Below are 24,770 nucleotides of genomic sequence, written 5' to 3'. Positions count from 1 at the left end.
GTCCGCACCGGGGCGCCAGCCGGTGACGCGGCCCCGCGTCGCCGAGACGTGACCCTGATTACAAGCTGTGTTGGGTGACGTGGCACAGTGTCTCCATGCGGATTGACCACGTGATGTATGCGGCCGAGAATGACGGCCTGCAGGCCACAGCCGAGCGCCTCTCGCAGCAGCTCGGCATCGAAGTGCGTGACGGCGGCGTGCACCCGCGCTTCGGGACGCGCAACATGATCCTGCCGCTGAGGCAGGGGCGTTTCGTCGAGGTCGTCGAAGCGCTGGAGCACCCGAGCGTCGACAAGATGCCGTTCGGTCAGGCCGTCAAGGCTCGCTCCGCCAACGGCGGCGGTTGGGTCGGCTGGGTCGTCGAACTCGACGACATGAGCGGCCCCGTCGCCAAGCTCGGCCGCCCCACCACGGAAGGTCGCCGTCACCGCCCCGACGGCGCGGAGATCACGTGGCAGCAGATCGGCGTCAGCGACCTCGTCGTCGACCCGCAGCTGCCGTACTTCATCCACTGGGACGATCCCGCGCAGCACCCGTCGAAGGACGGCGCCACGGACGTCGCGCTCAAGGGCATCATGCTTGCCGGCGCGCCCGAGCGCGTGCGCGAATGGCTCGGCCTGACGGGCGAACCCGGCGTCGACCGCGAGGACTGGGAGCCCGACATCGACTTCCAGTTCGTCGCGCCGCACGGCACCCCGTCGGTGCTGTCGGTGACGTTCGCGACCGCCAAGGGCGACGTCACGATCTGATGATTTGAGGGGCGGCGTTCCGTCCTGACGTTGAGGGCCGAAACTCTGCAGTCCAGAGTTTCGGCCCTCAACGCATCTGGTGAGGTCTGAAACTCCGCATTGCGGGATTTCAGCCCCCAACAGCCGCGTTGAGAGCTGAGGCCCCGACATGCAGGATCTCAGCTCTCAGCGAGGCAGCCGCGGGCTTCAGCAGATCGCCAAGGGGCGCACGAGCGTTCGTCGCAGGCCCGTGCACGTCGAGCGTCGAAATGATCCGCTGGGCGTCAGACCTCGAGGAAGTCGACCAGCTGCGGAGCGATACCGACGTACGTCGCGGGCGTCATCTCGACGAAGCGTGCTTCGACGTCGGCGGGCAGGCCGAGGGCGCGCACGAACTCGCGCAGGTCGTCGCCGGTGATGCGGCGTCCGCGCGTCAGTTCCTTGAGGCGCTCGTAGGGCTGCTCCATCCCCGGCACGCCCTGGGCGCCGAGCGCGCGCATCGCCGTCTGGATCGGCTCGCCGAGCACCTCCCAGTTGGCTTCGAGGTCCTTGGCCATGGCGCCCGGCACGGGGTCGAGACCGCCGAGGCCCCGCGCGACGTTGTCCATGGCCAGCACCGAGTGCCCGAATGCGGTGCCGATGTTGCGCTGCATCGAGGAATCCGTGAGGTCGCGCTGCAGGCGCGACGTGACGAGGGTCGAGCCGAGGACGTCGAGCAGCGCCGAGCTGACCTCGAGGTTCGCCTCCGCGTTCTCGAAGCGGATCGGGTTCACCTTGTGCGGCATCGTCGACGATCCGACGGTGCCCTGGCCGCGCACCTGCGCGAAGTAGCCCATCGAGATGTAGGTCCACACGTCGGTGCACAGGTTGTGCAGGATGCGGTTGAAGCGCGCCATGTCGGCGTACAGCTCGGCCTGCCAGTCGTGGCTCTCGATCTGCGTCGTGAGCGGGTTCCACGTGAGGCCCAGGCCCTCGACGAAGCTCTGGCTCAGCGCCGGCCAGTCGGCGCTCGGCACGGCGGCGGTGTGCGCGCCGAACGTGCCGGTGGCGCCGTTGAGCTTGCCGAGGAACTCCTGGGCCTCGATGCGGCGCAGCTGTCGGCCGAGGCGGTGCGCGAGCACGGCGAATTCCTTGCCCATGGTCGTCGGCGTCGCCGGCTGGCCGTGCGTGTGCGCGAGCAGCGGCACGTCCCGCATGTCGCGGGCCATCGTCGCGACCTGCTCGACGAGCGTCGTCGCCTTCGGCAGCCACACCTGCTGCGTCGCACGCTGCACCATGAGGGCGTAGCTGAGGTTGTTGATGTCCTCGCTCGTGCAGCAGAAGTGGATGAGTTCCGAGAGCTGCTCGGCGTCGTCGTGGCCAGCGTCGGCCACGATCTGCGTGAGGCGGCGCTTGAGGTAGTACTCGACTGCCTTGACGTCGTGCACCGTCTCGCGTTCGATCTCGGCTAGTTCGGCGATGTCGTCACCGTCGAACTCCTCGACGACGTCGCGCAGCGCCTCCTTCTCGCCGTCGTCCAGCGCGCGCACGCCGTCGAGAATGCCGGCGTCGGTGAGGTGGATGAGCCACTCGACCTCGACGTGGACGCGCATCCGGTTGAGCGCGGCCTCCGACAGGTGGTCGACGAGCGGGGCGACGGCGCCGCGGTAGCGGCCGTCGAGGGCTCCGAGGGCGATGGCGGGCTGGGTGTCGGCGAGGCTGTGCATGCACCCATTGTTCCAAACGACGAGCCCCGGACGCGTGTCGCATCCGAGGCTCGTCCTCACGGTGGAGTCAGCGCTTTCGGGCCCGCAGCGGGAGCCACACCGCCAGGCCCATGAGCGCCATCGCCAGCGGGACGTGGACGGCGGCCATGACGTCCTTGCCCTCGTCCACGATGAGCCCCCCCGAGATAGGCCTCGAGGATCAACAGCACCGTCAACGCCAGCGCGCCGAAGGTCAGGTCGGTGCGTTCACGCAGCTTCAGGAACGCCCACACCGTGGCGAGGAGCGCGAACCCGATGGCGGCCTTCCCGCACCACGAATGGACCTCGAGCCAGGGCGTCTTCTCAGGGTCGGTGTCGGGCGTCGACATGAACAATCCGGCCCACAGGCCCTGCAGCAGCACGGCGAGCGACGCGACGCCGACGAGTGCTGCGAACGTACGAGTGGGTGCCGTCGCGGCTGAGGAATTCGCGGGCGTGGAGCTCGTCATGATGGTCCTTCGCGGGGGATGGAGCAGTGTCCCCACAGCAAACCGCATCCACCTAGGAGAAGGCTCTCGTCCGTAACCGGCAGACCTGACAAGTACCCGGGATTTTCCTGGGTCAGGGCTGGCTTACCTCACCCGCTCGTCACTCGGCGTCTCGACCGTTCTCGGCCTCGGGTGAGAAAGCGATGACGTTGAAGGTCTCACCCTCGGGCCCGCGAATCGTCGCCTCCGGCCCGAACGGGGTGTCGAAGCTCATGAGCACCTCGCCGTCGAGCTCTTCGACGATGGCGACGGTGGAGTCGCGGTCGGCGACGACGAAGTGCGTCAACCAGTTCGCGGGAACGTCGTCGGGCAGCTGCGTCGCGAGGTGCATGCCCGCGACGACCTCGCCGTCGCTCGCGCGCTTGATCGTGACGTAGTCGGTGCCCATCTCCTCGTAGGAGAAGCCGAAAACCTTGCCGTAGAACGACTTCGCGCCCTCGAGGTCGCGCGTCATGAGGTCGTTCCAGCCCACGGAACCGGGCTCGTTGAAGATGCCGAACCCGGGGTGCTCGCCGCCCTGCCAGACACCGAACGCGGCCCCCTCGGGATCCTGGAAGAACGCCATGCGTCCTGTGTTCGGCACGTCCATCGGCTCGACGAGCGTGCGGCCGCCGGCGTCGCGGATGGCGCCAGCGGTCGCGTCGACGTCGTCGCTCGCGAAGAACGTGGACCACGCGCTCGGAACGTCGGGCTGCATGCGCGGCGCCAGCCCGGCAGCAGCGTGGTGATGCTTGAGCGCGACGGCGTAGCCGCCCATGTCGTCACCGCCCTCGCGGATCTCCCAGCCGAACAGCTTGGCGTAGAAATCCTTCGCTCGGTGCATGTGGTCGAAGCTGCAGTCGACCCAGTTGGGCGTGCCGGCGGGCCAGTTCGTGGTGCGGGTTGGCATGACGACTCCTTCGGTCGCGGTGAGGCCAGCCGGCCTCGCTCGGTGACGTTCCCAGCCAATCACGTGACGCTGATAACTGCGCGGTTCCGGGCCTGCCGGGAATCGCATCTTGTCCGCGGTGCGTCGGCGCCTCGCGCATGAGGCGCCGACAGGCCTCGCCTACGCCGGCCCCGAGATACCTCAGGATTCGGTCGACGGGCTCGACACCATCGCGCAGCACAACGCCGGTCGACGCCGCGAGGCTGGCCCCCGCCGTTCGGTGTGCGCCGAGCGTGGAGAACTGCGTTCGCGACGGGCGCGACGGGTAGCACCTGTGGCACCCGTCGATCAGCCTGGACCGCCGATCGTCGAGTCACTGCGACCAGGTCGCTCAGACGAGCCGATGCGCCCCCGCGCTCGCAAGCGCGACGAAGGGCTCCGGCTCGGGGAAGCCGCCGTCGTGCGCCGCGCGTCGAGCGGCCGCGACGGCATCATCGACGCCTTCGACGTCGACGAGCGCGATGACGCACCCGCCGAAACCCCCGCCCGTCATGCGTGCGCCGTACGCGCCACCGGCGACGAGTGCGGCGGCGAGCGTGTCGACGGCCGGGACGGTGATCTCGAAATCGTCGCGCATGCTGACGTGTGACTCCGTGAGCAGCGCCCCGACGTCAGGCGCTTTGTCCCGCGTCACGCCACCGGTCAGGAGAGCGTCGACGGCGAGGACCCGCGCGGAGTCGGTGATGACGTGGCGCGCGCGGCGGCGCGGCACGTCGGGCAGCCCGGCGAGACGCGCATCGACGGCGTCGACGTCGCGTCCGTCGATCTTGGCGCACAGTCGCCCGCGGGCGATGCCCAGGGCGTCGGCGGCCTCCTCACACGCGCGGCGGCGCTCGCCGTACGCACCGTCGACGAGCTCGTGCGGCGCGTGCGAGTTGACGACGAGCAGCGCGAGGCCCGCGTCGGCGAGGTCGAACGGCACCTGCATCGTCTCGTTCGTCAGCGTGTCGAGTCGCAGCGCGTTCCCCGGTTCGCAGAGCACGGACGCGAGCTGATCCATCGTTCCGGTCGGTGCTCCCGCGATCTCGTTCTCGGCGAGGCGCCCGAGCCTGGCGATGCCCGACCCGTCGAGCCCCCAGCCGGCGAGGTCGTTCCACGCCGACGCCGTCGCACAACTCAAGGACGCCGACGACGACAACCCGGCGCCGCGCGGTACGTCGGCCGCGAACGCGATGTCGAGCCCCGGCACGTCGAGGCCGTCGCGACGGGCGGCCCATCCCACGCCGGCGGCGTAGGACGCCCATCCGAGGCCCGCCTCCCGCGACACCTCGCCGAGACGCACCTCGACACGCTTGCCTTCAGAGGCGAGGCGCACGAGATCGTCGTCGCGCCGACGTGCGACGGCAACCGTACCCGTCGGCAGGGCGATGGGTAGGACGTAGCCACCGTTGTAATCGGTGTGCTCACCGATGATGTTGACGCGGCCCGGCGCCCACCACGCACCGTCGGGTTCGCCTGCGTCCGAGCCGAACTCGCGATCGAACAGGGAGCTCGCGTCGTCGAGCAGGCGACGCTGCGTCGAGGTCGGCGTCGTCATGACGACTCACCCACTTCGCGGCCTGAGCCGCCGTCGAACGCGTCTGCCACCTCACGCAGGCGCTGTGCGACAGCTTCGGGGGAGACGTCGTTGCTGAACGCACCCTGCCCCGACTCGGTGCCGGCGAGGTACTTCAGCTTGTCGGCGCTGCGACGAATAGAGAACAGCTCGACGTGCAGCCACGCGAGCTCGCGGTCCGGGTGATCGGCCTTGGCCGGCGCCTGCTGCCACGCCGAGATGTACGGCAGCGGCGCGTCGTAGAGGGCATCGAAGCGGGTGAGGACGTCGCGGTACAGCGCCGCGAGCCCGTCGCGCTGGGCGTCGTCGAGGGCCGCAAGGTCGGCCACCTGCGTCCGCGGATACAGGTGCACCTCGACGGGCCAGCGCGCCGCGAACGGCACGAACGCCACCCAGGTGTCGTTCTCGGCGACGATGCGGGCGCCGTCGGCGAGTTCGCGGGCGATGACGTCGCCGAACAGGTTGCGCCCCGTCGCGTCATGGTGGGCGCGGGCGCGCGCCAACTCCGTCGCCGCGCGTGGCGGCACGAACCCGAACGCGTAGATCTGCCCGTGCGGGTGTGGCAGCGTCACCCCGATCTCGACGCCGCGGTTCTCGAACGGATAGACGTACTCGACGCTGTCGCGCGCGGACAGCTCGCGCGTGCGGTCGGCCCACGCGTCGACGACGAGGCGCGCCTGCTCGAGGCCGAGATCCTTGAACGACGCGTCGTGTCGTTCGCTGAAGCACACCACCTCGCACGTGCCGTGCGCGGGAGCCGAGGCGAACAGCGGGTCGTCCTCGGTCGGGACGTCGACGACCGCGTCCGACAGTGCCGGGAAGCGGTTGTCGAACACGGCGACCTCGTACGAGTCGGACGGCACCTCGCTCGCGTATCCGTCGCGACTGGGGCACAGGGGGCACTCGTCGGCGGGCGGCATGAACGTGCGGTTCTGCCGGTGCGCGGCGAGCACGATCCGTTCGCCGGTCAGTGGATCGCGACGGATCTGCGACATCGGGGTCGTCGTCGGCAGGTCGCGGGTGTCGGGGCTCGGCTCACGGCCCGCGGTGCGGTCGTACCAGCGGATCGTGCGGCCGTCAGCGAGACGGCCGTCGGTTCGGAACATCACAGATGCACCCATTCTGTTGCGTGCGTGCGGAATTCGGCAGGCTCCAGGCTAGCCGCGCCGGTCGGGATGCGGCCGAGGGGCTGGGTGCCGGCCGCGGTGGGCAGGTCGTCGATGTTGGTGCGCTCGGCGAGATCGGGCTCGCTCGGGTAGCTGCCGACGACGTACCCGATGAGGTCGAGCTCGCGGCGAGCGAGCGCCTCGGCGGTCAGCGCCGTGACGTTGAGGGTGCCCAGGCGCGAGGCGACGACGAGGACGAAACCGGCGCGAGCGCCGGCGTCGCGCAACGCGATTCCAAGGTCGGCCAGGGTGTTGCCCTCGCCGTCGAGGTGCACGAGCAGCCCCCCGGCACCTTCGACGATGACGGTGTCGACGTCGTCCCTCTCGGCGATCTCGAGGACGCGACGAGCGTGCTCGGCGACCGTCGGCAGCGTCACCTGGGCCAGCCGAGCTGCGGAATCGGGGGCGAGCGGGTCGGGCAGCCGGACGAACTCGTGCGTCGTGAGCGAGCCCGTGGCCGCGTCGTCGCCACCCAGATCACCGACAAGACGCGCCACCTCGTCGACGTCGCCGGCCTCGCCCGGCGCGAGACCCGTCTGCGTGGGTTTGACGACGGCCACGTGCATGCCCTGAGCGATGAGAGCCGCGGCGATGGCGGCCGTCGTCACCGTCTTGCCGACCTCGGTGTCGGTGCCGGTGACGAGCAGGATGGGCGCGGTCATGCGATCTCCTCGAGAGGTGGGGAAGCGGGCGGGCCGGCAGCAGGTCGCGGCGACTCCGAGCTGCCGGCTCGTTCGTGCGACGTCTCGCGAAGCACGCCGTGCATGATGCGTTCGACGTCTGCGAGGTCGTCGTCAGTGATACCGGCGTTGGCCGTCAGGCGTAGGCGCGAGATGCCGTCGGGTGTGCTCGGTGGGCGGAAGCAGCCGATGCGCAGGCCCTCTCGTCGGGCAGCGTCGACGGCGGACACGGCACTGCGCGGTGACGGCATGGGAACGCTGAGGACGGCGCCCGCAGGCGCCTCGACGCCGACGATGTCGGCCAGTCGTGCTGCGACCTCTCGGGTGCGTGCGGCGAGTTCGGGTCGCGCGACGAGCTGGCGCAGAGCACCCAGCGCGGCTCCGGCTGACGCGGGAGCCAGGCCGGTGTCGAAGATGAACGGGCGTGCCGTGTTGACGAGATGCTCGCGCAGCGCGGCCGAGCCGAGGACCGCGCCGCCCTGGGCGGCGAGGGATTTCGACAACGTCACAGTCGTGATGATGCGCTCGCGGCCCGGGCGATCGAGCAGACCGAGCGCCCGCACAAGGCCTTCGCCCCGCTCGCCGATGACTCCGAGGCCGTGTGCCTCGTCGACGACCAGGAGCGCATCGTGCTCGATCGCGAGGTCGAGCAGTTCGCGCAGCGGGGCAGCATCCCCGAGCACCGAGAAGATCGACTCGACGACGATGACGGCGCGCGGCTCGGTGCGTTCGACGAGCTCGTCGCGGACCGCGGCCACGTCGAGGTGCGGAGTGACGGCGACGCGCGCCTTCGCGAGCCTCATCCCGTCGATGAGGCTCGCGTGGTTGTGCGCGTCGCTGATGATGACCGTGTCAGCCGTGCCGAGGGCCGTCATGAGGGAGAGATTGGCGTGGTAGCCCGTGGAGAACACGAGTGCGGCCTCATGCCCCAGGTGCGCGGCGAGTTCGCGTTCGAGTGTGACGTGCGAGGCATGCGTGCCCGTCACGAGGCGGCTCGCACCGGCGCCCGCACCGTCGTCCTGGAGCGCGGCGACGGCTGCGGCGATGACGTCAGGGTGTCGCCGCAGCGCGAGGTAGTCGTTGCCGGCGAGGTCGATGCGGACGCCGTCGAGCTGGTCGTCGACGGCCGTGCGGGTGAGGCCCAGCTCTTCGCGGCGCTGTGCGGCGTCGCGCAGGAAGACGGCGTATTGATCGACCTGACCGCCGCGGACGGTCGCATCCGCTGGGGCTGAGGCGCCCGCGTCAAGGCCCCCGCGTGGCACGGCTGCGCCGTCCGTCGAGGCTTCGGGCTCCATTCCGTCAGGCCTGCTCATCGCGACTCCTCGCTAGCTCGGTAGCCGGCGTCGACGCTCGCCCGCACTGCGGCCGTGACGCCGCGCACGATCGTCGCGAGATCATCGTCGGTGCACACGTACGGCGGCATCGTGTAGATGAGGCCCCGGAACGGGCGGATCCAGACGCCTTCGGCCAGTGCCGCCTCAGTAGCGCGCGTCATGTCGACGTCGCCCTCCAACTCGACGACGCCGACCGCACCGATGACGCGAACGTCCTTCACACCCGCGATGCTGCGCAGCGGGCCGAGCCCGGCCTCGAGGGCGCCCTCGAAGTGTGCTGCGCGCGTGAGGCGTTCGGCGTCGAGCAGGTCGAGGCTCGCAAGTGCGACGGCGCACGCGAGGGGGTTACCCATGAATGTCGGGCCGTGCATGACAGCACCCGTGCGATCGCTGATGCGCTGGGCCACCTCGTCGCTGCACAGCGTTGCGGCGAGGGTCAGGTACCCACCGGTCAACGCCTTGCCGACGCACATGATGTCGGGTGTGACGCCGACGCGTTCGGCCGCCCAGAGGGTGCCGGTGCGTCCGAAACCGGTGGCGATCTCGTCGAAGATGACGAGCGCCCCGTGCTCACGGGCGAGTTCGGCGAGGAATCGCACGCACTCCGGGTCGTGGATCCGCATGCCGCCGGCGCCCTGCAGCAGGGGTTCGAGGATGACGGCCGCGATGTCGTCGGCGTGCTCGGCGAACAAGCGCGCGGTCTCGTCCTTCCACGCGGCCATCTCGCCCGCGTCAGCGACGAGGCCGGAAGACGGGTCCGCGGGTGCGGGCGGCAGCGGCGCGAAGATCTGCTCGGGCAGCGTGCCGCGCCAGAGCGTGTGCATACCGCCGTCGGGGTCGCAGACGCTCATCGGGTGCAACGTGTCGCCGTGGTAGCCGCCGCGGACGGTGAGGATGCGACGCCGTGGCCGGTCGTCGGCGGCGAAGCACTGCAGCGCCATCTTCATTGCCACCTCGACGCTGACGGAGCCCGAATCGGCGAGGAACACTCGGTTCAACGCCGCACGTTCCGGCTGTGGGTGCGGCGCCATCGCGACGAGGCGCTCGGCGAGCCGGATCGCGGGTTCGTGCGTCAAACCGCCGAACATGACGTGCGACATGCGCTGTAGCTGCCCCGTGGCAGCCGCATCGAGCTCCGGCACGCCGTAGCCGTGCACGGCGCACCACCACGAGCTCATCGCGTCGATGACGTCGCGGCGCGTTCCGTCGGCCTCGACGAGACGCAGCCGCACGCCGGAGGCGGACTCGACGACGTGGGGCGGTACTCCTGCCGTGGCACTCGCGTAGGGGTGCCACACGTGGGCGGCGTCGAGGGTGAGCAGCGCGTCGACGTCCGTGGTCATGGCCGCATCCTCTCATCCCACGCCCGGTTACCCGCGAGTCCGGAAGGCGGTCTCGAGCACGGGCGGCGTGATGCGTCTCACCCTAGGATCGAGCGCCGACAACCGCGTCCTTCCGCGGTTGTCGGCCGTTCTCGCTACTGTGAGGCCATGATCACGGATCTCGCGGTGACCGCCATGATCGGCGCCTGCGTCCTCGCCGCCATCGCAGCAATGACGGCGTGGCTCGCACGCTCGATCACGTCGGGCACGCTGCCCTTCGGCGGTAGGCTTGCGCTGCGCCCGCGCGGCGTTGCACGTACCCCTGAGGCGTTGCTCGACGCCAACCGCGCCGCCGCGCCCTTCATGATGCGTTACGCGCTCATCGTGGGGGTGCTCGCCGTTCTCGTCATCCTGGTCGCGCCGTTCAGCGACATCGCCGCCGTGATCGTGCACCTCGTCGCCATCGTCATGGTGTGCCTCGGCGCATGGGTGTGCTGGGCGAAGGCGCGACGAGCCGCCGCGTCTTCGTCCGTCGTGGATCCCACCGTCGGGACGACGGATGCCGCGCGGCCCGAGTAGCGCAGATCAGATGCCGTAGCGACGAAGGAAACCGCTGAGATCCTTGCCCGCGGCCTTCTGCGCCTCGGCCTTGAATTGGGCGCGGGTGATGCTCGAGTGGGCGTGGCCCGTGGCCAACGTGCGCAGGAATGCCGTGAAGCGCGGTGCGCGCGCCTGCTCGATCGAGCCGTCCATCTCACGGCGCAGCTCCCGCATGAGGCCACCCGCGTACTGATACGTCAGCTTCTCCACCTTCATGTGGGTCGGCACGCGCCAGGTCGTGGGCGGCGTCAGCAGGGGAGCCCACATCGCGGCGGAGGTGCCTGACGTGGCACGCAACATCTGTACATAGTCCCATTCCAGGAGCTGCGCCAGGCCCTCCTGGATCAACACGACGTCCGCCCAACTCGCCGCGGTCACGCTGTTGCCGAACCACATGTGCGCATTCTCGTGGGCGACGAACGCGGCTGTGTTGCAGGACGCGTCGTAGGTCGGCCCGCCGACGGTCTCCTGAGCGCCCACACCAATATCTTTGACCAAGACCCCGCCTGCGTGCGAGAAGGGGAAGCTGCCGTAGCGCGCCGCGAAGTACGACAAGGCCCGCGGGGTGTGATCGAGCAGGGTCGACTTCGTGAGCCCCGGCTGTGCCGCCACGCCGTAGGGAACGTCACGCCCGCCGATCGACCACGTACCCGAGGTGACGCTGAACGGCCCGACGGCGAGGCCGAGTTGGTAGGTGGCGCTGGGTTCGGCGACAGCGAAGCGAATGTTCGTCATCGCGGTGCGGCCCGAGGTGTAGAACGTCTGTGAGGTCGGCCTCGCCAGCATGACCCGGTTGGCCCGCTGGGTCGAGATGCTGACGCCGTAGGTCGATTTCACGTCGAGCCGGTCGTTGCACGGGAACCAGTGCGTGGCGGCGATCGGCTCGCCGGCGACGACGAAGTACGGCCCGGCGCTCAACAGCGAGGCGGTGCGGTTCGCGTCGGCGGAGACGTTGTAGCCGACCTTGAGCGTGAATCGCGCTCCCGCCGGCAGCGAGAAGCCGCTGACGGTGAATCGGCGATGCCCGCCCTGGTCGCCGTACGTCGTGGCGACGCTGGACGTCCTGGAGAATCGCACGGCCTTGCCGTTGATCGACACGACGTTCGGTGTGTGCTGGAAGTCGACGAAGAGGTTCGTCATAGATCGCGCAGCGACGCACGTCATCGTCGTCGAACCGAAGAGCCGCGGCGAGCTGCCGGTGAGGATCGTGTCACCGATCTGGTAGTGCAGCACGCGGTAGCGGCTGTCGCCGAAGCGCGGGTACGAGGGGTCTGTGGTGTCGGCCAGTGCTGACGTCGTCGAAGTGGCGACACAGCCCAGGGCCGCGGCGCCCGCACCGCCCAGGAGCGCATTCCGGCGGCTGACGTGTGAACAGGTCAATTCGGGCATCGTTCCCCCTCGCGACATGGGCCTCGACCCCTGTCGATGCCTGAACCCTCAGGATACGTTCAGATGTGACTCGGGTCACTCCCGACGTCGCTCACGACCTCGCGTCTGCCGGCCACTCGCGGTCAGACGCCGGCGCCGCCACTGATCGCGCCGTGACGCGAGCACTCGGCCGACCATCCCGTCGGGATGATCTGCACCTTCATGCGCCGCGCGCACTGCGCGCAGAAGCGCGGCGGCTCTTCCGAGGCGAGCCACCGAGCGCACGTCGCGTGGTCGGCCGCCTCGGGCGCCAACCCGCACCGCGTGCAGAACGCGGGCTCATCACCCGAGTTGCCCGCCGCCGCGACCTGCGAACCCCGCCCACGCACAGCCGGGCCCCCCACGACCGCACCCTGGTCGCGGCCCGGCAGCGTCGCGTCACTCATCGTCGTCATCTCTCGTGCAGGGCGCGTCAGAGTGTCGCGTTGAGGGCCTTGATCGGCATGTTGAGCTCGCCGAGCAACGACAGGTCTTCCTTCGGGTCGCGCCCGAGCGTCGTCAGGTAGTTGCCGACGATGACGGCGTTGATGCCGCCCATGAGCCCGTCACGCGTGCCGAGGTCACCGAGCGTCAGCTCCCGGCCGCCCGCGTAGCGCAGGATCGTGCGCGGCAGTGCGAGACGGAACGCGGCGATCGTGCGCAGCGCGTCGTTCGACTCCATCGGCTCGATGTCGCCGAACGGCGTGCCGGGGCGCGGGTTGAGGAAGTTGAGCGGCACCTCGTGCGGCTCGAGCTCGGCGAGCTGCGACGCGAGTTCTGCGCGCTGCTCGAGCGTCTCACCCATGCCGACGAGACCACCGCAGCACAGTTCCATGCCGCTGGCCTTGACCATCGTGCACGTCTCCCAGCGCTCCTCGTACGTGTGCGTCGTGACGACGTCGGGGAAGTACGACTTCGCGGCCTCGAGGTTGTGGTTGTAGCGGTGCACACCCATGTCGCGCAGGTCGTCGACCTGCTCCTGCGTCAACATGCCGAGAGACGCCGCGACCTGGATGTCGACCTCGTCGTGGATCGCCTTGACGCCCTCGCGCATCTGCTCCATGAGCTTCGCGTCCGGCCCGCGCACGGCGGCGACGATGCAGAACTCCGACGCGCCCGTCTCGCGCGTCTGCTTCGCGGCGCGCACGAGCTGCGGAATGTTGAGCCACACCGAACGCACCGGCGACGTGAACTGCCCCGACTGTGAGCAGAAGTGGCAGTCCTCGGGGCAGCCGCCCGTCTTGAGGGAGACGATGCCCTCGACCTCGACCTCGTCGCCGTTGTACTTCAGGCGCACCTCATGGGCGAGCTGCAGCAGCTCCTCGAGGCGATCGTCACCTGTGCGCAGCACCTCGACGAGGTCGTCGTAGCCGAGCGGCTTGCCCTCCTCGAGCACGATGCGGCGAGCGCGCGCCAGAACGTCCTCGTCGGACGTGGGAGCCTGCGTGAGCGGTGCGTCGGTGATAGTCATGCGGCCTAGGTTAACGACCATTAACCGAGAATTGGGCGCCGGTCCTGAACCGGCGAGTAGGTGTTGAATGCCTTGCCCCGTCAGGAGCAGGGCGCGCGGGCCCGCCGCGCCTCCCGCATCCCGGGCGGCCGTGGGCATACCCACCCGAGCGGGTGGGGTTGCACCACGCGACGAAGCGCCGCCTCGACGTTTCGGCCCACGCCCTCGCCGTCGAGATCCGCGGCGACGGCAAGGGGCTCGACGTCCTCGTCAACAACGCCGGCGTCATGACGCCCCCGGAGCGCATGCTGACGAAGGACGGCCACGAACTGCAGTGGGGCAGCCACTTCCTCGGCCCGTTCGTCCTGACGAACCTGCTCCTGCCGACGCTGCTGGAGGGGCGCGCGCCGCGTGTCACGACGATGTCGAGCATCGCCGCGCAGGCGGCGTCGATCGACTTCGCCGACCTCGAGTGGGAGAAGAAGTACTCCTCGTGGCGCGCGTACGGCCAGTCGAAGCTCGCCGACCTGCTCATGGGCCTGCATCTCGCCGCAGGAGCGCGGCTGGAGGCTCCTTTCCACCATCGCGCACCCCGGCTACACGAAGACCAACCTGCAGAGCGCCGGCGCCGCGCTCGGTTCCGGACGCACGACGATGATGATGCGCATCGTGGACCCCGACGTGCTGCCGAGCATGGACGCCGTCCAGGGCGCCGGCCCCGAACTCATGGCCGCCACCGACCCGGCGGCCCGGAACGGCGCGTTCTACGGCCCGAAGAGCCGCACCGGCATGACCGGAGAGGCCGCCGAGGTGCCGGTGTACCGCAGCGCCAAGGGCCCGACCCTCGCCGCATCCGTGTGGGCCCTCGCGGCTGCGACGACGGGCGTCGACCTGCCGCGCGTCTGAACCGCTGACGGGCGAAACCCCTGACGGACCAGGCACCTCACGGACGAAAGCTCCTGACACGACGAAGCGGGCTCCGAGACCAGATGGTCGCGGAGCCCGCTTCGTCGGTCAGCGCTCAGCCGGCCGGGTCTCTGACGCTCAGCTCGTACGCGGGCGGTCCTCGTCGTCGCGGGCGAGGTGCTTCGGCGTCGAGTGGCTCTCACCGGCGAAGAGTTCCTCGACGATGCTCGCCGGCGTCGCGCCGTGCAGACCGGGCGTCGTGGCCGCGTGCTCCGAGGCGGCCGCGTCCGTCGTCTCCGTCCCCGCAGCGTCGGACGAGGCGGCCGAGCCGGCAGACGCAGCGGCGACCCCATCGGTCGTGCCGGCGGCTGCGCGCTCCGCAGCGTGCTCGGGCGAGCCGGGGCGCGCGCCGTGCTGGCTGAGGCTTTCACCTTCGACGTCGACGTTGGGCATGATCTTGTCGAGCCACTTCGGGATCCACCAGGCGTGCTTGCCCAGCATGAGCATGACGGCCGGGATGAGGATCATGCGCACGAGGAACGCGTCGAGGAAGACGGCCGTCGCGAGCGACACACCGATCGTCTTGATGAGCGCGTTGTCCTGCGAGGCGAACGCGGCGAACACCGAGATCATGATGAGCGCGGCGGCGACGACGACGCGGCCCGAGTGGCGGAAACCGTCGATGACGGCGTCGCGTGCGTCCATGCCGTGGGCGTACGCCTCACGCATGCGCGTGGTGAGGAAGACCTGGTAGTCCATCGCGAGGCCGAACACGATGCCGATGAGCAGCGTCGGCATGAAGCTCATGATGGGCTGCGGGTCGAACCAGCCGAACATACCGTCCTGGACGAGCTTCACCGTCACGCCGAGCGTCGCGAGGATCGAGGCGAGGAAGCCCAGCGTCGCGAGCAGCGGCACGACGATCGAACGGAACACGAGCACGAGCAGGACGAACGCGAGCCCGACGACGATGGCGAGGTACGGCGCGAGCGCGTCGTTGAGCTTCTCCGACACGTCTGCGGCGATCGCCGTCTGGCCGGTGATGCCGACCTTGACGTTGCTCGACTTCTCGATGTCGGCCTGACCGTCGCGCAGGCGCGTCAGCAGGTCGTCGGTCTTCTTGTCGGCGGGGCCCGTCTTCGGCGTGATCATGACGACGGCGCCGTCACCCTTCTTCGCCATCTGGACGATCTGCGCGTTGGCGACGTCGTCCTCCTTCGACGCCCACTGCACGACCTTGCCGTACGCCTGCATCTGCTTGCCGGCGAGTTCCTTCTGCGCCGCGGCGTCCGTGCCGGAGACCTTGATGTCACGTCCGTCGAGTACGGCGATCATCGGGGCGTTCTTGCCCGGGCCGAAGCCCTCGGCGAGCAGGTCGGCGCTCTGACGCGCCTCGGTGTTCTTCTCCGCCGTGGCGTCGGAGGGCAGGCCGAGGTGCAGGTTGCTCACGGGTGCCGCGAGCACGCCCAGAAGGGCGACGACGCCGAGCGCGACGGCCCACGGAGCCTTGCGGATGCCGCGACCGAGTCGGACCGAACCGTTGACGAAGTCGTGGTCGGAGTCGTCGGCGGTCGTGTCCTTGCGCACCCGCCCACCGAACGCCTTGCCCTTGAGCATGCCCATGAGAGCGGGCAGCAGCGTCAGGCTGACCATGACGGCGACGAAGACGGTGCCCGCGGCGCCGAGACCCATCGCCGTCAGCATGCCGATGCCGAGCACCGAGAATGCGGACAGCGCGATGAGGACGGTGAGACCGGCGAACACGACGGCCGAGCCGGCCGTCCCGAGGGCACGACCCATCGCGTGGGCACGCTCGTCGTTCTTCGTCCGGTCGACGTGCCGCAGCTCGCTGCGGTAACGCGACAGGATGAACAGCGCGTAGTCGATGCCGACGGCGAGACCGATCATCGACGCGAGCGCCGTCGTCGTCTCCGGCAGGTCGAAGAAGTACGTCGCACCCGTGATGCCGAGCGTGCCCAGCAGCAGCCCGATGACGGCGTTGAGGATCGGCATGCCCGCCGCGACGAACGAACCGAACGTGATGACGAGGACGACGAGCGCGACGGCGATGCCGATGAGCTCCGAGGTGCCGCCGGGCTGCATCATCTCCTGCATGCCCTGACCGCCGGCGACGATCGTCAGACCGTTCTTCGCCTCGGCCGCGGCATCCGAACGGATCTGCTTCTGCGTGTCCTGCTTGATGTCCATGACGTTCTCGACATCGAAGTTCCACGAGATCGTGCCGATGCGCCCGTCCTTCGACAGCGGCGACAGGGCCTGGGCGTTCGCCTCGGCCTGCTCCTTCGTCATGCCCTGCTTCATCGACTGCGCGACGAGCTGCTTGCTCTGCATCTGCGCGGCGACGACGGGGTTCGCGATGGTCTGCGCCTCAGCGCCCTTCGGCATCTGCGGTGCGCTCTGCAACTTCTTGACGAGCGCGTCGATCTGGCCCTTGTACGGCTGCTCGGAGAGCGTGTGACCCGCCGGCGCCTTCAGGACGATCTGGCCGTTGACCTGCTTGTCGGCAGCCTTGGCGTCGGGGAAGAGCTCCTTCTGCATCTCGGCCGCCTCGAGCGACGGGATGCCGGGGATGGTGAACTCGCTGGACATCGGCTTGCTCTTGGCGGCGGCGAAACCACCGACCGCGAGGATCGCGATGAGCCAGCCGACGAGGAAGAACGGCCACTTCTTGTAAGCCGTCCGCCCGAGGCGGTAGAGGATGTTTGCCACGACGATCTCCTTGCGAGTGGCGGGTGGACGAAGGATGCGCGACGCAGTGCGTCGAGACGGTGGTGATGAGACGGTGGTGCGAGACGGGTGGTGAACGTGGGCCGATCGGGCGGGCTCACGGACAAGGGCTGATGGGGGTCTGAGAGGGCGGGCGTCGCTGCCTCAGTGCTCTTCGTGCACCTCGACGGCGGCTGCGAGCACCTCGTGGAATCGGGTCGTGAAGTCGATCGGCGGAGCGTCCTGACCGCCCGCGAAATCGTCGAGCGTCAGCTTGAGCATGCTCAGCATCGTCGTGGCGAGGACGCGGGCCCGCAGATCCGACGGCTCCCACCCCTCCCGCTGGGCGATGGCGTCACGCAGCATGGCGGCGACGACCTCGAAGCGGTGGGCGACGAGTTGCATCACTTTCGCGTCGGACATGATCGCCCGATTGACGAGGGCGCGGTGTCCGGGGCTCGTGGCGTCCAGGTCGTCGGCGGAGGCGATGACGGTGTCGATGGCGTGGACGAGATCGTCGACGAGTCGGCCGTGGGGCTGCTTCTCGAGGAACAGTTCGAGCGCCCCGGGGCGCGGGTTGTTCTCGTCGAACGGGCCGAGAACGACCGAGGCCTTGTCCGGGACGTGATTGAACAGGGTGCGGCGGCTGACGCCGACGCGTTCGGCCAATTCGTCCATCGTGAAACCGTCATAACCCCGCTCGATGACGAGGGTCGCGGCGGCCTCCTGGATCTCGACGAGACGCCGCATCGCGCGCGCCGTGCGAGACGCGGGCTGGGTGCAGGCTGTGGTGTGCACGGGCCCCCTTCGACTGTTGCACTGAAATCTTCAGCAGTGCAATGTTGCACTTTTCTCATCCCAAGTGCAATCGCAGTGCGGGTGACGTGCCTCACGGCGGGTGCTGCTCGCTGCGATGGCGCGACGGGGCGTGGCGGCGGACGTCAGGGCAGGGAGCCTGGGACGGACATCGGTCGTCACGGTGAAGGGGCTGCGGCGACGGCCGCGTCCGGCGTCATCGAACGAGTCGGCGCGGTGCATGGGCGAACGCGCCGCCGGTGGCTAGGCTCGGTCGAGAACAGCGCCGTTCGACGGCGCACGTCACGACGAAGGGGATTGGCCATGATCACCGCTCGCGAGGTGCACGACGCCGAGTTTCGCCGCGCCGCGGCCGGCACGCCGGGATACGACGAGGTGGCCGTGGACGACTTCCTCGACCGTGTCATCGCGACGCTGACGGCGCTCGAGCAGGGCCACGGCAGCGTCACCGACGCCGTGACGTCCCACGAGGTCGTGGAGGCGGAGTTTCCCGAGCGAGCCGCCGACGTCAACGGCGGCTACGACATGGACGACGTCGACGACCTGCTCGACCGCGTCGCTCAGCGCCTGTTCGCCGCCGAGACCTCCGGTTCGCACGGCGGCGAGACGCTCCACGCCGACGATGAGTGGGAGCCCGCGAGTGGGTTGAGCGACGACGATTTCGCCGACCCCCGGCGCGACGACGGTGGTGTCCGTGACGCCGCGGCGCTCGCCGTCGCGTCAGGCGCGCCGCGCGGCGCGGTTCAGAGTGACACCAGGGCCGACGACGAGTGGCAGAGCGCCGCGGTGACCGACGGCGTTCGTTCTGGCGCCGACAATCAGCGTGGTGGCGCGGAGCCCACCCCAGAGCGTGGCTACGACCAGGTCGACGACTCGCGTGGGGGCTCGTTCGGCGAGCCCGGGGTGCGCGTGCCGCAGGTTCGCCCCGACGGCGCGTGGGATGAGGAGCCGACCGACGAGACCCGTCACGAGAGGCTCGCCGAGCCCGGCGTGCAGGTGCCGCGGGTGCGTCCCGACGGATCGTGGGATGACGCCGACGAGCACGCTGACCACGAGGCGCCTGCTCTCGCGACTGGCGACGCCGAGTCTGAGGGCGACCCGGCGAGGGGATTCCTCGGTGCGCATGATGACGCGGGCGCTCAGGACGATCACCGCACCCAGCGTGTGGTCGATGCAGAAGATGTCGCGGGCGACTCAGAGCGGCGCGGCCCCAGTGACGAGCACGTCGTCGAGGCAGGTGCGGGCGGCCGCGTCGTCGATGACGCCGTCGAGGGCGACGGGCACGCCGTCGACGACGAACGGACCGTCCAGCAGGGCATCAACCCCGTCGGTGGGGAGCCGCTCGACGAAGCTGCCGACGCGCGCGACGAGGCCCGACGCGAGGCGTCGCAGGCGTCGGCGCAGGTGAACCCTGTTGGTGGCGGACTCGCCGCCACCGGCGACGAGCTGATCGACGACGAGGGCGCTGACGACGATTCTGGCCGCGACGCGGTCGCGCCCGTCGACGAGGGCGACGACAGGAGCGACGAGGCGTCGCGAGACGTGACGATCGAACACATCGAGCGATCGGCCGAGCCGGGCGATCAGCGCGCGGCGACCATCCGTCCTTCGATGGGCCAGTCGTGGACGGGCGGCGCTGCCGACGACGCGTTCACCGAGTCGGTCGCGGACGCGAACGACGTCGATGAGCAGGGCGCAGAGGCCCAGAGCGCAGGTGAGGTGCCCGTCGTACACGAGCCTGTCAGCGAAGAATCGATCATCTCCTACCCTGCGACGGATCATCGGGTTCCGTTGCCCCGCGGCGATGTTCGCCGTGCGATGTCCGACGCTGACCGCCAGGCGGAGGGGCACTACCACCCCGAGTTCAGCGCCTACGCCACGCCCGAGGTCTTCGCCGAGCCCGCCGGCTCCGAGATCCCCCCGATCGAGCCGGCGGCGCCCCGCAGCGACGTGGTTGCCGAGCACCAGAGCGAACCGCGTCACCTCGATGAGACCCGCGCCGGCTCGGCCGCCGACCCCGCCGACGACGATCGCTCGTCCGCCGATGGCTCGCCTGCCGAGGCTGCGATGGCTGACCCCGCAGCCGCGGATTCCGTCCCCGATCACGCTGGCCTGGACGGGGGTGCGTTCGACCGCACGCCGTCCGACGCTGCTCCCGCTTCGACGGAGACCGGTGCCACGACCGAGTCGTCGCCGTGGAACGAGCCGATCGTGTCGCGTGACCCGGCCGTCGCGTCTCATCCCTCCGACGTGGCCGCGGACGACCCGTTTGCCGACGAGGCGCCGGTCGCCGCGTTCGACCCGCACGCCGGAGACGACTTCGATCCCTTCGCCCAGCCGAGCGGTCCGACCGCGATGACGCCGCGCGTGCCGTCGCCCGAGGCGGATGGCACGTCGCGTGCTCAGGTGGACGACGCCGGCGCACCCCACGACGAGACCCACACGTCGCGTGATGCGGTGCCCGGCTCGCGTCGCGAGGCGTCGGCGCACGTGGGTGAGGCGTTCGAGTCGCGTGACGAGACCTCCGCGTCCGATGCCCACACTGCTGCGCCCGAGGACGAGCCGTCAGTGACACGTAACGCAGCCGTCGGGGGAGACGACGAGGCACCCGCGCCGGCATTTGCGGCGCTTCGCAGAGTCGCCCCCGCCAAGGAGGAGGTCGCTCGCGTGCGTGAGCCCCACGACGATCGCGACGCGATGGGCGCCCCGGCGCCCGTCGCCGCCGAACTCGCCCGCCGCGCGGCCGAGCGCGAGCGCCTCGCGGCCGCAGGCCACGCTGCAGATGGAGAGCCTGCCGAGACGGCCCGGACGGTGGGTGACTCGTCAGACGCGTCCTCCAGCGTCCCCGCGCCCCAGGTGGACGGATCGGGCGGTGACGCAGCGGCCGGTTCGTCGCCGCAACGTGCCTCCGACGACACGCGGGCCGCGAACGGCGGTCAGGCCCCGTCGAGTGATGATGAAGACGACGGTTGGAGCGTCGGACGTCCGGAGCCCATCGACGCAGCCGAGCCGATCGACGCCGTGAAGCAGCCGGAGACGATCGAGGCGCCCAAGCCGTTGCCGACGCGGGACGACACGTCCCGCAAGGGCATTCTGCGTCGCATCTTCAGGGGCTGATTCAAGGGCTGGGCGAGGCCACTGACGCGCCGCCCCCGGCGCGTCCATCCTGGTGGGCAACGTGTGGCGGGCTGAGGAACCGATGGGCGTTCCCTGACTCGCTGGGCGTTGCCCATCGGCGCGTCGCCACCCTGAGACCACGGTGCTCGGCGCACCGACGACCCCGCGCCGGCGGTGCGTTCTTGCCCCAGGGGCAGCGATGCTCGCCGTCCTGGTCCATCGACGCACCGAACGCCGACCGGCTCGAGGTGATCAGGCTCGCGCGAACTCCAACTCGACGACGCGGTCGAGCGCATCGAAGGCGACGGGGTGGTGGCTCACCATGACAACGGTGCGCCCGCCACTGGCTTCGAGCAGGTCGCGGATGACGGCGTCGGCGGTCGGGCCGTCGAGGTGAGCGACGGGTTCGTCGAGCGCGATCACGGGGCGTTCGCTCAGCAGCGCACGGGCGATGCCGAGGCGGGCGCGTTCGCCGCCGGAGAGGGAGCGCTCGGTGGCCGTGCCGGCCGTCGCGGCGCCGTCACGGCCGGCGCCGACGAGGTACTCGCCGAGATGGGTGTCGAGGCCGTCGGTGAGCTCGTCGAGCCACCCACCGAGGCCGGCGCGACGCAGTGCCGCGCGCACCTCGTCGTCACTCGCATCCGGCTGCGCAAGAAGCAGATTGGCGCCAAGCGTCCCGGCGAACAGGTGCGGGTCGTCGTCGACGAACGCGATGCGCGAGCGCACGGCGTCGGCGTCGAGATCACGCACGTCGACGCCGTCCCAGCGGCAGATGCCGTCGCTGGGGTCGAGGTGGCGGGCGAGGACGGCGAGCAGCGTCGACTTGCCGCACCCGTTCGGGCCGGTGATGGCGAGATGCTCGCCCGGCGCGATCGTCAGCGTGTGCGGGCCGGTGTCGGTGCGCGCGCCCGTCCACGACGCGGTGACGTCGTCGAGTTCGATCGTCGGCGCGCCGTCGGCGACGCCGTGCGTGCCGCGGGCGGCGACGGCGGGTTCCTGCGTCAGCAGCGCCTGCAGACGATCCCGGGCCGCGGCCGAGCGCGCGAACGAACCGACCGCGTCCGGGATGAGCCCGACGACGTCGCCCAGCGCCAGCGGCGTCAGCAGCAGCAGCGCGGCGAACGGCCCGTCGATGGCGCCCGACCTGACCTCGCCGTCCAGCGTCCACGCCATGAGCAGGGTGGCGGCGCCCGTCGCGAGGAGCGTGAGCGCAACACCTGCGGCACGGCCGCGTGCCTGCGCCGTCGCGGCCTTCTCGACGTTCTTCTGCGCGTGCGCGAGCCACGCCATCGGAGCGTCCGTCGCGCCGATCGCCGCGAGTTCGGTGGCGCCGGAGCTCACGAGGTGCGCGACGCGATCGACCTGGCCGCGCGCCTTGAGGGACGCCGCCTGCCCGTGCCGCTCGAGGGCGAGATCCAGCCACCCGACGAGCGCCGCGACGACGATGAACCCGAGCATGACGAACCCGGCCGGCGGATGGATGAGGAACGTCGCGACGAGCGCCACCGCGGCAGCACCGACCGTCGTGATGAGGGGGACGATGACGCGCACCTGGATGTCGACCTCGTCGTCGAGATCGCGCACGACACCGGAGAGCAGATCGGCGCGTCGACGAGTGCCCAACCGGGCGGGCGTGAGCGGCAGCAGCTGACGGTAGGCCGCCGTGCGCCGCTCGGTGAGGTCGGCCAGCGCCGCGTTGTGAGAGACGAGCCGCTCGACGTACCGGAAGAAGGGGCGTCCGATGCCGAACGTGCGCACCGCGACGATCGCCGTCAGCAGCGTGAGGACGATGGGGCGCTGGCTCGCGCGCACGATGAGCCAGCCGGATGTCGCCGTCAGCGCCACGCCGCAGGCGAACGCGAGAGCGCCGATGAGGCCCGCGATGATGACGCCGCGCACCGGCACGAGCAGCGGGCGGCGCCGATCCGGGCGCGATCCGCCCTCGCGCGCGATGCCGCCTCGCGCGTCGTCGGCGGGTGCCACATCGTCGGGCGTCACATCGGCATGTGTCACGCCCTGGCGTGACGCAGTGTTCGAATCGGCTTGTGAGGCAACGCTGCTCATGCCTTCACCTCCTGGTCGTAACGCTGGGGTGAGCGGGCGGAGACGCGCCACTGATGGTCGGCTGCGGCGGCAAGGGCGTCGTCATGGGTGACGACGACGACCGGCTTGCGCTTGCTCAGCGCGACGATGGCCGAGCGGATGTCGGCGGCGCTCGCCGGGTCGAGGTGTGCGGTCGGTTCGTCGAGCAGCACCATGGCCGCGTCGGAGAGCCAGGCGCGCGTCAGCACGAGACGCGCGCGTTGCCCGGCGGACAAGCCGAAACCGTTGTCGCCCAGCGATGTTCGCACCCCGTCGGGCAGCGACAGGACGACGTCGTCGAACCCCGTGGCCGCCATCGCGGTGCGCATCTCGTCGACGCTCGCGTCGTTGCCGAGCTCGAGGTTGGCACGCACCGACATCGGCGCGATGAACGCACGTTGGCTGACGAGGTGCGTGCTGGGCACCTCGAGGCGCCCCGAATCGGGCTTGCGCGCGCCGGCGAGGATCTCGAGCAGCGTCGACTTGCCGGAGCCGCTCGGGCCGGTGAGGGCCGTGAGGCCGTCGCGGACGACTCCCGTCGTGTGCGTGATCGCGGGCGCGCTCTGGCCCGGGTAGGTGTAGGTGACGCCGCTCATCATGGCGCGCGCGAGGCCGCTCGACGTCTCGGGTGCGGGGGCGTGCCAGGGGCGTTCACGCTCGTCGGCGAGCAGCGAGTCGATGGCCTCGACGCCGTCGGCCGCCGCGTGGAACTCCTGTCCGACGCGACGGATCGGCCAGTAGGCCTCCGGGGCGATGAGGATCGCCATGAGGCCGGTCAGCAGGGAGACGTGGCCGTTCGCGAGGCGCAGGCCGACGGCGACGGCGACCATCGCGACGGAGATCGTCGCGAGCAGGTCGAGGGCTGCGGAGGAGAGGAATGCGATGCGGAGCGTCCGCATCGTCGCGCTGCGGTGGCGATCACCGACCTTGCGCACCTGCTCGACCTGATGGCTGCCGCGCCCGTACGCGACGAGCGTCGGCAACCCGGCAACGACGTCGGCGAAGTGACCGGCGAGCATCGTCGTTTCGACCCAGCGTTCCGCCGTGGCGCGCTGCGTGTACTTGCCGATGAGCGCGGCGAACAGCGGCAGCAACGGCAGGGTGACGATGACGATGAGCGCGCTGCGCCAGTCGACCCACAGCATCGCGATGACGGCGAGCACCGGCACGACGCCCGCGGTGACGAGCGCCGGCAGATAGCGCGCGACGTACGGCTCAACGGCGGCGGCACCCTTCGTCGCCATCGTCAGCATCGCGCTCGGTGCGGGGCGTTCGTCCGCCGTCTGCGTCATCCAGCGGCGCATCGCGGCCTCGCGCAGCGCGCCGGAGACGCGTGCACCCGCGTGGGCTGCCGCGAGTTCGGTTGCGCCGGAGAGCATTCCGCGGGCTGCGAACAGCGCCAGCACCCACAGGCCCGGCGTCAGCAGCGCGTGCCCCTCGACGACGGCGACGACGAGGTGCGCCACCGCCACGGCCTGTGCGATCGCCACGATGCCGCCGAGGCCGCCCAGCAGGGCCAGCACGGCGACCGGGAGGCGGGTGGCGGGCGCGGCGCGCAGCAGGTGGGGGTCGAACGGACGCATGGCCTCATTCTCGCAGCCGACGGTGACAGCCCTCGCAGCGGGCGAAACGGGATGTTTGAGGGCTCTTCACAGATGAGGGTGTAGCGCGTAGTCAAGGATCGAACGGCGTGGCGCTGCCCGGGTAGGCGTCGAGGCC

At 70.3% G+C, this 24,770-nt stretch carries 19 protein-coding genes; 4 read left to right on the top strand and 15 right to left on the bottom strand.

All coding sequences use genetic code 11. From position 1 onward, the window contains the following. Positions 1–95: 95 nt before the first annotated feature. Positions 96–749, top strand: coding sequence for a VOC family protein (locus tag AC1RS9_RS09800; protein ID WP_038566581.1), 654 nt, complete (start codon positions 96–98; stop codon positions 747–749). A 263-nt stretch (positions 750–1,012) separates the two neighbouring features. On the opposite strand, the gene purB is transcribed toward AC1RS9_RS09800, so the two are convergent. The 8 genes from purB to AC1RS9_RS09760 form a co-directional block, all read right to left on the bottom strand. Continuing rightward, positions 1,013–2,434 (bottom strand): adenylosuccinate lyase, encoded by a 1,422-nt coding sequence (gene purB, locus AC1RS9_RS09795; RefSeq protein ID WP_006947045.1) that lies wholly within the window; start codon positions 2,432–2,434, stop codon positions 1,013–1,015. A gap of 56 nt (positions 2,435–2,490) precedes the next feature. Next, on the bottom strand, positions 2,491–2,970 hold the full coding sequence (locus tag AC1RS9_RS09790) for a hypothetical protein (protein WP_156444922.1): 480 nt from the start codon (positions 2,968–2,970) through the stop codon (positions 2,491–2,493). A gap of 91 nt (positions 2,971–3,061) precedes the next feature. Next, positions 3,062–3,850, bottom strand: a complete 789-nt coding sequence (locus tag AC1RS9_RS09785; RefSeq protein ID WP_281711469.1) for a VOC family protein — start codon at positions 3,848–3,850, stop codon at positions 3,062–3,064. 370 nt (positions 3,851–4,220) lie between these two features. After that, entirely contained in the window at positions 4,221–5,426 is a 1,206-nt protein-coding gene (gene galK, locus AC1RS9_RS09780; RefSeq protein ID WP_492921287.1) for a galactokinase, read from the bottom strand. Then, positions 5,423–6,550, bottom strand: coding sequence for a galactose-1-phosphate uridylyltransferase (galT, locus tag AC1RS9_RS09775; RefSeq protein WP_115296657.1), 1,128 nt, complete (start codon positions 6,548–6,550; stop codon positions 5,423–5,425). Before galT ends, galK begins: the two co-directional genes overlap by 4 nt. Further along, on the bottom strand, positions 6,550–7,272 hold the full coding sequence (gene bioD, locus AC1RS9_RS09770; RefSeq protein ID WP_006947077.1) for a dethiobiotin synthase: 723 nt from the start codon (positions 7,270–7,272) through the stop codon (positions 6,550–6,552). Before bioD ends, galT begins: the two co-directional genes overlap by 1 nt. Next, positions 7,269–8,603 carry an 8-amino-7-oxononanoate synthase gene (locus tag AC1RS9_RS09765; RefSeq protein ID WP_242686768.1) on the bottom strand — a complete coding sequence of 445 codons (1,335 nt, stop codon included), beginning with the start codon at positions 8,601–8,603 and terminating at the stop codon, positions 7,269–7,271. Before AC1RS9_RS09765 ends, bioD begins: the two co-directional genes overlap by 4 nt. After that, positions 8,600–9,967: an adenosylmethionine--8-amino-7-oxononanoate transaminase gene (locus tag AC1RS9_RS09760; RefSeq protein WP_074045918.1), complete on the bottom strand. Its 1,368-nt coding sequence runs from the start codon at positions 9,965–9,967 to the stop codon at positions 8,600–8,602. Before AC1RS9_RS09760 ends, AC1RS9_RS09765 begins: the two co-directional genes overlap by 4 nt. A gap of 147 nt (positions 9,968–10,114) precedes the next feature. Between AC1RS9_RS09760 and AC1RS9_RS09755 the strand changes: the two genes are divergently transcribed. Next, positions 10,115–10,525 carry a hypothetical protein gene (locus AC1RS9_RS09755; RefSeq protein WP_006946976.1) on the top strand — a complete coding sequence of 137 codons (411 nt, stop codon included), beginning with the start codon at positions 10,115–10,117 and terminating at the stop codon, positions 10,523–10,525. A 6-nt stretch (positions 10,526–10,531) separates the two neighbouring features. Here the strand turns inward: AC1RS9_RS09755 and AC1RS9_RS09750 are convergent, their stop codons facing one another. The 3 genes from AC1RS9_RS09750 to bioB form a co-directional block, all read right to left on the bottom strand. Continuing rightward, a complete protein-coding gene (locus AC1RS9_RS09750) occupies positions 10,532–11,935 on the bottom strand; it encodes a M1 family aminopeptidase (RefSeq protein ID WP_074045919.1) in 1,404 nt (467 codons plus the stop codon). A gap of 122 nt (positions 11,936–12,057) precedes the next feature. Beyond that, complete coding sequence (gene bsaP / locus AC1RS9_RS09745; protein ID WP_136788592.1) at positions 12,058–12,360, bottom strand: biotin synthase auxiliary protein BsaP; 303 nt, start codon at positions 12,358–12,360, stop codon at positions 12,058–12,060. Positions 12,361–12,386: 26 nt separating this feature from the next. Next, positions 12,387–13,424 carry a biotin synthase BioB gene (gene bioB, locus AC1RS9_RS09740; RefSeq protein WP_006947112.1) on the bottom strand — a complete coding sequence of 346 codons (1,038 nt, stop codon included), beginning with the start codon at positions 13,422–13,424 and terminating at the stop codon, positions 12,387–12,389. A 639-nt stretch (positions 13,425–14,063) separates the two neighbouring features. Between bioB and AC1RS9_RS09735 the strand changes: the two genes are divergently transcribed. After that, a complete protein-coding gene (locus AC1RS9_RS09735; protein ID WP_171969817.1) occupies positions 14,064–14,309 on the top strand; it encodes a hypothetical protein in 246 nt (81 codons plus the stop codon). Between the two features lie 138 nt (positions 14,310–14,447). Here the strand turns inward: AC1RS9_RS09735 and AC1RS9_RS09730 are convergent, their stop codons facing one another. Both AC1RS9_RS09730 and AC1RS9_RS09725 read right to left on the bottom strand, forming a co-directional pair. Next, a complete protein-coding gene (locus AC1RS9_RS09730) occupies positions 14,448–17,039 on the bottom strand; it encodes an MMPL family transporter (RefSeq protein ID WP_492921282.1) in 2,592 nt (863 codons plus the stop codon). Positions 17,040–17,201: 162 nt separating this feature from the next. After that, positions 17,202–17,834: a TetR/AcrR family transcriptional regulator gene (locus AC1RS9_RS09725; RefSeq protein ID WP_492921280.1), complete on the bottom strand. Its 633-nt coding sequence runs from the start codon at positions 17,832–17,834 to the stop codon at positions 17,202–17,204. Positions 17,835–18,155: 321 nt separating this feature from the next. Here AC1RS9_RS09725 and AC1RS9_RS09720 point away from each other — a divergent pair, with 321 nt between their 5' ends. Beyond that, complete coding sequence (locus AC1RS9_RS09720; RefSeq protein ID WP_492921278.1) at positions 18,156–20,969, top strand: DivIVA domain-containing protein; 2,814 nt, start codon at positions 18,156–18,158, stop codon at positions 20,967–20,969. 252 nt (positions 20,970–21,221) lie between these two features. On the opposite strand, the gene cydC is transcribed toward AC1RS9_RS09720, so the two are convergent. Further along, positions 21,222–23,033: a thiol reductant ABC exporter subunit CydC gene (gene cydC, locus AC1RS9_RS09715; RefSeq protein ID WP_286697169.1), complete on the bottom strand. Its 1,812-nt coding sequence runs from the start codon at positions 23,031–23,033 to the stop codon at positions 21,222–21,224. Next, complete coding sequence (gene cydD, locus AC1RS9_RS09710; RefSeq protein WP_286697170.1) at positions 23,030–24,634, bottom strand: thiol reductant ABC exporter subunit CydD; 1,605 nt, start codon at positions 24,632–24,634, stop codon at positions 23,030–23,032. The genes cydC and cydD overlap by 4 nt, the downstream gene beginning before the upstream one ends. Positions 24,635–24,770 lie beyond the last annotated feature (136 nt).

The organism is Dermacoccus sp. MPR-E5, from assembly GCF_058809565.1.
This window is presented reverse-complemented; position numbering and strand designations above follow the sequence as displayed.

Excerpts from the sequence above, each read along its gene's own strand:
- bsaP (WP_136788592.1), bottom strand. The coding sequence starts at position 12,360 with ATGAGTGACGCGACGCTGCCGGGCCGCGACCAGGGTGCGGTCGTGGGG.
- AC1RS9_RS09790 (WP_156444922.1), bottom strand. The coding sequence starts at position 2,970 with ATGCGGTTTGCTGTGGGGACACTGCTCCATCCCCCGCGAAGGACCATC.
- purB (WP_006947045.1), bottom strand. The coding sequence starts at position 2,434 with ATGCACAGCCTCGCCGACACCCAGCCCGCCATCGCCCTCGGAGCCCTC.
- galK (WP_492921287.1), bottom strand. The coding sequence starts at position 5,426 with ATGACGACGCCGACCTCGACGCAGCGTCGCCTGCTCGACGACGCGAGC.
- AC1RS9_RS09735 (WP_171969817.1), top strand. The coding sequence starts at position 14,064 with ATGCGCATCGTGGACCCCGACGTGCTGCCGAGCATGGACGCCGTCCAG.
- AC1RS9_RS09800 (WP_038566581.1), top strand. The coding sequence starts at position 96 with ATGCGGATTGACCACGTGATGTATGCGGCCGAGAATGACGGCCTGCAG.
- AC1RS9_RS09760 (WP_074045918.1), bottom strand. The coding sequence starts at position 9,967 with ATGACCACGGACGTCGACGCGCTGCTCACCCTCGACGCCGCCCACGTG.
- cydC (WP_286697169.1), bottom strand. The coding sequence starts at position 23,033 with ATGAGCAGCGTTGCCTCACAAGCCGATTCGAACACTGCGTCACGCCAG.
- AC1RS9_RS09785 (WP_281711469.1), bottom strand. The coding sequence starts at position 3,850 with ATGCCAACCCGCACCACGAACTGGCCCGCCGGCACGCCCAACTGGGTC.
- AC1RS9_RS09755 (WP_006946976.1), top strand. The coding sequence starts at position 10,115 with ATGATCACGGATCTCGCGGTGACCGCCATGATCGGCGCCTGCGTCCTC.
- cydD (WP_286697170.1), bottom strand. The coding sequence starts at position 24,634 with ATGCGTCCGTTCGACCCCCACCTGCTGCGCGCCGCGCCCGCCACCCGC.
- bioB (WP_006947112.1), bottom strand. The coding sequence starts at position 13,424 with ATGACTATCACCGACGCACCGCTCACGCAGGCTCCCACGTCCGACGAG.
- AC1RS9_RS09720 (WP_492921278.1), top strand. The coding sequence starts at position 18,156 with ATGATCACCGCTCGCGAGGTGCACGACGCCGAGTTTCGCCGCGCCGCG.
- AC1RS9_RS09750 (WP_074045919.1), bottom strand. The coding sequence starts at position 11,935 with ATGCCCGAATTGACCTGTTCACACGTCAGCCGCCGGAATGCGCTCCTG.
- bioD (WP_006947077.1), bottom strand. The coding sequence starts at position 7,272 with ATGACCGCGCCCATCCTGCTCGTCACCGGCACCGACACCGAGGTCGGC.
- AC1RS9_RS09765 (WP_242686768.1), bottom strand. The coding sequence starts at position 8,603 with ATGAGCAGGCCTGACGGAATGGAGCCCGAAGCCTCGACGGACGGCGCA.
- galT (WP_115296657.1), bottom strand. The coding sequence starts at position 6,550 with ATGTTCCGAACCGACGGCCGTCTCGCTGACGGCCGCACGATCCGCTGG.